Annotated in this window: 6 protein-coding genes and 2 pseudogenes; 1 reads left to right on the top strand and 7 read right to left on the bottom strand. The window is 69.2% G+C overall.

Annotated elements, in window-relative coordinates:
- The 4 genes from P8X75_14300 to P8X75_14285 form a co-directional block, all read right to left on the bottom strand.
- Positions 1-1,071, bottom strand: a 1,071-nt coding sequence (locus tag P8X75_14300) for a metal-dependent hydrolase (GenBank protein MEJ1996354.1), incomplete at its 3' end; no start/stop codon positions are given.
- A 91-nt stretch (positions 1,072-1,162) separates the two neighbouring features.
- A complete protein-coding gene (locus tag P8X75_14295; GenBank protein MEJ1996353.1) occupies positions 1,163-1,912 on the bottom strand; it encodes a sulfite exporter TauE/SafE family protein in 750 nt (249 codons plus the stop codon).
- 22 nt (positions 1,913-1,934) lie between these two features.
- Positions 1,935-3,329, bottom strand: coding sequence for a hypothetical protein (locus P8X75_14290; GenBank protein ID MEJ1996352.1), 1,395 nt, complete (start codon positions 3,327-3,329; stop codon positions 1,935-1,937).
- 6 nt (positions 3,330-3,335) lie between these two features.
- Positions 3,336-4,409, bottom strand: a complete 1,074-nt coding sequence (locus tag P8X75_14285) for a TauD/TfdA family dioxygenase (protein MEJ1996351.1) — start codon at positions 4,407-4,409, stop codon at positions 3,336-3,338.
- Positions 4,410-4,520: 111 nt separating this feature from the next.
- Between P8X75_14285 and P8X75_14280 the strand changes: the two are divergent.
- Positions 4,521-5,734 (top strand): annotated as a pseudogene (locus tag P8X75_14280) (crosslink repair DNA glycosylase YcaQ family protein).
- Here the strand turns inward: P8X75_14280 and P8X75_14275 are convergent.
- The 3 genes and pseudogenes from P8X75_14275 to P8X75_14265 form a co-directional block, all read right to left on the bottom strand.
- Entirely contained in the window at positions 5,731-6,075 is a 345-nt protein-coding gene (locus P8X75_14275) for a cyclic nucleotide-binding domain-containing protein (protein MEJ1996350.1), read from the bottom strand. The pseudogene P8X75_14280 and the gene P8X75_14275 sit on opposite strands and share 4 nt — an antisense overlap.
- Positions 6,076-6,143: 68 nt before the next feature.
- Positions 6,144-7,439: pseudogene (gene purB, locus P8X75_14270) on the bottom strand (adenylosuccinate lyase).
- A gap of 174 nt (positions 7,440-7,613) precedes the next feature.
- A partial coding sequence (locus P8X75_14265; GenBank protein ID MEJ1996349.1) for a JAB domain-containing protein occupies positions 7,614-7,730 on the bottom strand: 117 nt, incomplete at its 5' end.

Genomic DNA, 7,730 nt, shown 5'->3' with positions numbered 1-7,730 from the left:
TTCCGCTTCGCTTGCCGCCAACTCTGTCGGACGGAGCGCGAGGCCGGATTCGCTGGCTCTCACTTGTGTCTCTCCGGCTATGCCGGCGAGCAGCCAGTCGAGGTCGCCGTCGCCCGCGTTGCGGGTGACGGGCATCCGTTGGGGCGGGATTTCGGCGATCTGGCCCTCCGCGCCCTCCTCCGCCACGGCGAAGCGGAAGACGTAGGCGGGGGTCAGGCCCATGCGCAGGTCGGAGACCACGATCCTGCCCGCCTCGCGCCCGACCTTGAAGTAGCCGTGGGAGAAGGCCGCAAGGCGCGCCGCGTCCGGCAGGGCGGTGGCGCAGGCCAGATCGTCCGGCAGGCGCTCGTGGCTGTAGAGTCCCTCCTCCGCGATCTCCCCAAACAGCGGGAAGTAGAGGTTGTGGTAGCGCCCGCCCTCGACCGCGATGACGCGCCAGTAGAGGCTGTTGAAGGGCGTCGGTATGGCGAGCAGGCGCTCCGGCTCGATCCCGGCGGCCGTGAGGTAGCTTTCGCCCCGCGCCGCCACCACCTGCTGAGCGGCGGCTGTCCAGCCGAGGTAAAGGGTGGAGAGCGCGAGCGCGACCGCCGCCGCCCGTCCGGGCCGCGCCCCGCTTCCGCCCGCGATCAGCCCCCAGAGCAGCGCCACCAACAGCGGCAGGGTATAGAGCGGATCGATGATGAAGATGGAGCCAAGGCCCAGCGGCTCCGGCCAGAGCGGCCAGAAGAGCCGCGTGCCGTAGACCGTCATGGCGTCCAGCAGCGCATGGCTGGTGAGAACAAGGAAAACCGTCAGGTAGGTGAGCGCCCGCCTGTCTCTCAAACCCTTGAAGGCGAGCCGAAGCCCCTCCCCGATCACCGGCGTGGCCAGGGTCTGGAGGATCAGCGAATGGGTCGCCGAGCGGTGCAGGGTGAAGGAGTCCACCGGATCGTCGAAGGGGTAGAAGACGTCCGCGTCCGGCAGGCTGCCCAGCAAGCCGCCGGTGAGCGCCGCCTTGCGGTAGCCGATCCTGCGCCCCAGCGTCACCATGCCGAGGGCCGCGCCGAGGGTGAACTGCGAGAGGGAATCCATCGGTGGGCGGTGCTTTCCTGCTGGCGGCGAAAGAGGGCTCTAGGGATAGATACGGCGCGGGAGGGCCGCCGCAAGCCCCGGCGGCGAAGAATCAGAAGGCCCGGACCAGAAGGCTGACGCCCATCACGCTCAGCATGGCGAGGAGCGCGCGGCGGAAGCCCTCGGGCGAGAGGCGGCGGCGCAGCCGCGCGCCCAGGCCGAGCCCCAGGAAGGCGGCGCCCGCCCCCAGCGCCGAGACGGCCACCCCGTCCGGCCCGAAGAGCCCCAGACGCTGAAGCCCGAAGGCCATGACGAGGCTGGAGAGCGTGAAGGAGCAGTTGATGGTCTGGAGGAACAGGTTCCGCTCCAGCTTGAGCGCCATCAGGTAGGGCATGGAGGGCATGACCTGCGAGCCGGTCAGACCGTTGACCGCCCCGGTCAGAAAGCCGCTCACGGGCCCCAGCCGCCGCGCCCAGGGCTCGCCTATCGCAAGCTCGGGCCGCGCAAAGGAAAAGGCGCACCAGAGCAGCAGGACCAGCCCCAACACGCCGCCCGCCTGGCGCCCATCGACCAGCGCCAGCGCCCAGAGCCCCAGCGCCAGACCCGGCAGCGTCGCCAGCAGCATCGGCCAGAAGCGCTTCACGGTCTCGCCGAAGCGCCCGGCCTGGCGCATGACGATGAGGTTGGAGGCGATCGAGGGGATGATGATCAGCGCCAGCGCCTCCTTGAGGCCCACGGTCAGCGCCAGGAAGGGCAGGCAGAGGGTTGAAAAGCCGAGGCCCGTCACGCCCTTGGCCGTGGCGGCCAGCAGATAGGTCGCGAAGATCGCCGCGACCTGCCAAGCGGAATAGCCGAAGTCCATCTGAGCCCCCCTCCCGCGCCCGCTAGGCCAGGAGATAGGCGGCCAGGAGGACCCAGGCCGAGAGCAGCAGCCCGCTGACCAGGGTGTAGTACCCGTTCCAGCGCCAGCCGACGTGGAGCGCCGAGACCTTGCCGATCGCGCCCACCATCAGCGTCGTCGCGGTGTAGGGAGAGGAGGCCCCGCTCAGGGCCCAGCCCGCCGTGATCGCCAGCACGATCATGTTGGGCGAGATACCGAAGTCCGCCGCCGAGGGGATCAGCGGCGCGATCAGGGAAACCGCCAGGATCGGGTTCATGCCGATCTGTCCGGTGATCGGCACCATCCAGAGCAGCCCCAGCAGCAGCAGCCAGACCGGCACGGCGGAGAGCGAGAAGCCGCTTTCGGCCATCCAGGGCGCCAACAGGCCCGCGCCCAGCGTGCCGATGAAGCCGGCCATGATCAGCAGCACGAGCTCAGGCCTGTAGACCGCCAACTCGGACTCCAGGAACTTCTTCGAGCGCCGTCCGAGATAGGCGGCGCGCATGCGCCAGGAGCCGCGGCCCTGCAAGAGGATCCACCCGGCGCTGAGGAAGGGCACCACCAGCATGACGGCGGACACGGTCTTGAGCCCGGTTACGAAGTGCAGCAGCCCGACCAGCCCCATCAGCACGACCAGCAGGATCAAGAGCGGCGCCAGCTTTTCCCAGTGGTTGTCGGTCCGGCCTCTGACCGGTCGCGGCACGGTCAGCTTGGGCTTGAAGATCGTGTCGATGGCCCAGCCGGTCCCGGCCAGGATGATGGAACTGACCAGGCCATAGGCCACCACGCCGCCCCAGCTCGCCCCCTCGACGATGGAGGAGGTGATGGCCATGGAGAAGGTGAGCGGCGACCAGCTCAGCGTCGCGATGAAGCCGCGCTGGATCGCCAGCAGCATGCGGCGGGTGCGCACGCGGCGGATCTCCTCGTTCGGCTCGCTGCGGGCCGAGGCCTCGGCGAGGCTGCCAAGCAGGGTGATCGCACCGTACAGCAGCATGATGCCGAAGAGGTGGCCGCCCGCCGTCAGCGCCAGATAGCGCCGCCCCGGCGGCTGCTCGGCCAGGAAGCGCCCGCAGCGGCGGATGTCGTGGGAGGTTCCCGCCGCCGAGCGCAGGCTCGCCAGCGCCGAGAAGAAGGCGGCGACGAAGGCCCCGGTCGCCAGGCCGCGCTCGGTCAGGCTCCACCAATCCGACCGCGTGGCGAGCGCCGTCGCGAAGAGCGCCAGGCCGACCAGCACGAAGGCCTTGCGCGACCAGGGCACGCGCGCCGTGTTGCAGGCGAGGAAGGCGACGACGCAGGCCGACGCGCCCAGCAGGAACAGCGGCTCGCCCAGTATCTCGCCCGCCAGCATGAAGACGACGCTGCCGGCCAGGATCAGCCCGGTGATGCGGTCAAGCAGCATGGGCACTCACGGCTCCAGCGGCACGGTCAGGCGCGAACCGGGGACCTCGATCCCGCCGCGCGCGCCGATCTCGACCGAGCCGAAGCGCGCCGCGAAGGCCTCCGGCAGCGGACGGTCCCCGGGCGCTGCCAGCCAGAGCCGCAGCAGGTGGCGGCGGCGTTCGGGCTCCGGCCAGTCGGTGAAGGCCGCGCGGTCGTGCAACAGGACGTGGTTGTAGACGAACTGCATGTCCCCCGGCTCCAGCCGCATGGAGAAGTTCAGCGCCGGATCGTCGGTCAGCGCGTCGAAGAGGTCGAGCGCCTCGCGCTGCCGGTCGCTGAGGCGCGGGGCCTCCTCGAACCTCTGGGCGGAGTCGATGTACTGACGCTGGTAGTGGACCGTCAACTGCCCGGCATGCCAGGAAAGCGGCGCGATCTCGAACCAGGGCTTGGCGCCCGCGGGCACCTCGCCGCGCCGGTCGATGGCGACGGGGCGCAACAGCTCGGGCGCCAGGTCCGGACGCCGCGCCAGCATCTCGTTCCAGAGCGTGAGCGCCGAGACGAGCTGGCTCTCCCCTCCCGCACGCGCCTGTTTCAGGCAGAGCAGCCCCACCACATCGCAGGAGTCCGTGTGGAAGGACTGGCGTTCGTGGGTCTGGTAGATGCGCACGTTGGGATCGCTGCTGGCGAGCCCCAGGTCGGCGACGTGGCCCAGCAGGTGGCCCTTGGCGTTCTGAGAGCGCGGAACGCCGATCCAGGCCCCCAGGCCCAGGAAGGCCGCCGCCGCCTTCTCAAGCGGCCAGTCCGCGGCGGGCAGCCCCTTGATCAAGGAAAACCCGCGCCCCGACAGCAGTTCGCCGCGCAGCGCCGTCAGCTTCGCGCCGAGCCGCGGCTGCGGGAATTCCTCCGGCTCCAGGATCGACGGGCGGCCGCCCCCGGCGGCCAGCGCCGCCTCCGCCGCGCCCTCGACCACGGCCACCTCGGCCGGGCTCAAGCGCCAGGTCCAGCTTTCGGGCCGCGCAGCCATCTCCGGGCCCAGCCAGGCGGCGGGGCCCTTTTGCTGCGGCGGCAGGCTGTGATCGTTTGTCCGGCCTTCGGGCAAGGTCGCTCCTCTGCTTGAAGCTCTGGCTGGCGTAACGGCGGGCAAGGAGGTTATGAAGAATTCAACAGCAAGCCGCGTGATGACGCCACCCGCATTTCTCGAATGGGAGCCATGAGTAGAGACGCCAGCCTGCCCATCTCCAACGCCCGCGCCCGCCGCCTGCTGATCCAGGCGCAGGGCCTGGGCGAGACGCCGCGCCGCGCGCAGAGCGACGCGGAGCTTCTGGCGGCGATCGAGCGGCTCGGCTTCGTGCAGCTCGATTCCATCAACACGCTGGAGCGGGCCCATCACCAGATCCTCTTCGCCCGCAACCAGACCTACCGCCACAGGCAGTTGTCCCGGCTGGTCGAGAAGAAGGCGGCGCTCTTCGAGAACTGGACCCACGACGCCTCGGTCATTCCCAGCCGCTTCTTCCCGATCTGGCGCGCGCGCTTCGAGCGGGACCGCGAGCGCCTCGCCGGGCGCTGGCGCGACTGGCACCGAAAGGACTTCGAGTCCTTTCTCCATCAGGTGCTGACCCGCATCGAGCGCGAGGGCCCGCTGATGGCCCGCGACTTCGGCGAGGAAGGCAAGAAGCCCAAGGGCGGCTGGTGGGAGTGGCACCCGGAGAAGATCGCGCTGGAATACCTCTGGCGCACCGGCAGCATCGCTGTGGCGCGGCGCGAGGGCTTCCAGAAGGTCTACGACCTGACCGAACGGGTGATCCCGGAACCGCAGCGCGCGCCGCCGCCCGAGCCGCGCGCCTTCCTGGACTGGAAGTGCCGCAGCGCGCTCTCCCGCCTGCTCTTCGCCACGCCGGGCGAGATCGCGGGCTTCTGGGGCGCGCTCTCAGCGGAGGAGGCGGCGGGCTGGTGCGCCCAGGGGTTGGCCGACGGACGGCTGAGAGAGGTCTCGGTGGAGAACGCCGACGGCTCGGCGCGCCGCTTGCTGGCGCTCTGCGAGCAGGTCCCGACCCTGGCGGCCGACCCGCCGGCGCCGCCCCCGCGCGCCTGCGCGTGCTCAGCCCCTTCGACCCCCTGTTGCGCGACCGCGCGCGGGCCGAACGCATCTTCGGCTTTTCCTACCGGATCGAAGTCTTCGTGCCGGAGGCCAAGCGCCAGTACGGCTACTACGTCTTCCCGCTGCTGGAAGGCGACAGGCTGGTCGGGCGCATCGACATGAAGCACCACCGCGACTGCGGCGAACTGCGCGTCAAAGGCCTCTGGTGGGAACCCAAGGTCCGCAGAAGCAAGGGCCGCCTCGCCGCCCTGGAGGCCGAACTGGAACGCCAACGCCGCTTCACCGGCGCGGAAAAGCTCGTGTTCGAGGAGGGCTGGGAGCGTTAGCCCGTCCCCGCCCGCGCCTTGTTAAGCTGGTCGGTGACGTCGGCGAGGCGGGTCAGGAGGCCGTCGATGATCTCGAAGGCCTGGGTCGGGTCGCGGCGGATCGCCTCTTCCATCTCCTCGCGGGAGAAGACCAGGACGCTGCAATCGGTCTTGGCGCTGGCGGAGGCCATGCGCGGGCGGCCCATCAAGGCGCTTTCCCCGAAGATCTCGCCTCGCTTCGGCGAGGCGGTGAAGCCGTCGCGGCGGATTTCCACCTCGCCGCTCATCAGGAGATAGGCCTCTTCAGGATGCTCTTCAGCGCTGAAGATCAAGGTTCCGGCGGAAAAGGTCTTGCGCTGCATGACGACGGGCTCCTCTCGTCACAAAAGTAACGAAAGGCATAATAGTACAGATAAAGCGCCCGTCTCTCTTATTCGGCGAAGACGCGCTCGAAAATCACATCTACGTTCTTGGTGTGGTGGCCCAGATCGAAGAGCGCGTCCAGGTCCGCCTCGGGGATGTGCTTGGCGACTTCGGGGTCGGCCTTCAGCTCGGTCTGGAAGTCCTTGCCCTCCTCCCAGACCTTCATGGCGTTGCGCTGCACGGCCTTGTAGGAGTCCTCGCGGCTCATGCCCGCCTGGGTCAGGCCCAGCAGCACGCGCTGCGAATGGACCAGCCCGCCCAGCATGTCGAGGTTCTTCTGCATGGCCTCGGGATAGACCAGCAGCTTCTCGATGACGCCCGCGAGGCGGTTGAGCGCGAAGTCCAGGGTGACGGTCGTGTCCGGCCCGATCATGCGCTCCACAGAGGAGTGGGAGATGTCGCGCTCGTGCCAGAGGGCCACGTTCTCCAGCGCCGGAACCACGGCGGCGCGCACGATGCGGGCAAGGCCGGTCAGGTTCTCGGTCAGCACCGGGTTGCGCTTGTGCGGCATGGCCGAGGAGCCCTTCTGGCCGGGCGAGAAGTACTCCTCCGCCTCGCGCACTTCGGAGCGTTGCAGGTGGCGGATCTCGGTCGCCAGGTTCTCGACCGAGGAGGCGATCACGCCCAGGGTGGCGAAGAACATGGCGTGGCGGTCGCGCGGGATCACCTGGGTCGAGTGCGGCTCGGCGGCGAGGCCCAGCTTCTTCGCCACATGCGCTTCGACGAAGGGATCGATGTTGGCGAAGGTGCCGACGGCCCCGGAGATGGCGCAGGTGGCGATCTCCTTGCGCGCGGCCTCCAGCCGCTCGCGGCCCCGCTTGAAGGCGGCGTAGTGCCCTGCGAGCTTCAGGCCGAAGGTCGTCGGCTCGGCGTGGATGCCGTGGGAGCGGCCGAGGCAGACCGTGTCCTTGTACTCGTAAGCCCGCGTCTTCAGCGCGGCCAGCACCCGGTCCATGCCGGCCAGCAGGATATCGCTCGCCTGGGTCAGCTGTACCGCAAGGCAGGTGTCCAGCACGTCGGAGGAGGTCATGCCCTGGTGCACGAAGCGCGCCTCCGGCCCCACGTGTTCGGCCAGATTGGTCAGGAAGGCGATGACGTCGTGCTTGGTCTCGGCCTCGATCTCGTCGATCCGCGCGATCTCCCAGGCGCCGCGCTCCCAGACCGCCTTGGCCGCCTCCTTCGGGATCACGCCCAACTCGGCCTGCGCGTCGCAGGCGTGCGCCTCGATCTCGAACCAGATGCGGAACTTGTTCTCAGGCTAACTGATGGCGACCATCTCGGGCCGGGAATAGCGCGGGATCATGGGCGACTCCGTGGGGTCTCGTCGGCAGGCAAATCAATCGCCGCCTAAGAAGCGCGGGAGGGGGGCGGGAGTCAAGGTGGAGAGGCCCACGCACCACCCTTAAACGCTACGCCAGAGCTCCTCAGTTCTTGAGCTATCGCCGCTCACCGGACCGCAATCCTGCATCCGATCGAGTTAAAACAACCCCAGCGACTTCAGCGAGGTGTGGCCCTTGCGGCCGATGATGATGTGGTCGTGGACCTCTATGCCGAGTTTGGCGGCGGCTTCGGCGATCTCGCGGGTGATGGCGAT

Source organism: Limibacillus sp. (genome assembly GCA_037379885.1).
Classification (GTDB): domain Bacteria; phylum Pseudomonadota; class Alphaproteobacteria; order Kiloniellales; family CECT-8803; genus JARRJC01.
This window is presented reverse-complemented; position numbering and strand designations above follow the sequence as displayed.

What these genes read in the sequence shown, in the direction of transcription:
- P8X75_14295 (MEJ1996353.1), bottom strand. Translation starts at nt 1,912, where the DNA reads ATGGACTTCGGCTATTCCGCTTGGCAGGTCGCGGCGATCTTCGCGACC.
- P8X75_14290 (MEJ1996352.1), bottom strand. Translation starts at nt 3,329, where the DNA reads ATGCTGCTTGACCGCATCACCGGGCTGATCCTGGCCGGCAGCGTCGTC.
- P8X75_14275 (MEJ1996350.1), bottom strand. Translation starts at nt 6,075, where the DNA reads ATGCAGCGCAAGACCTTTTCCGCCGGAACCTTGATCTTCAGCGCTGAA.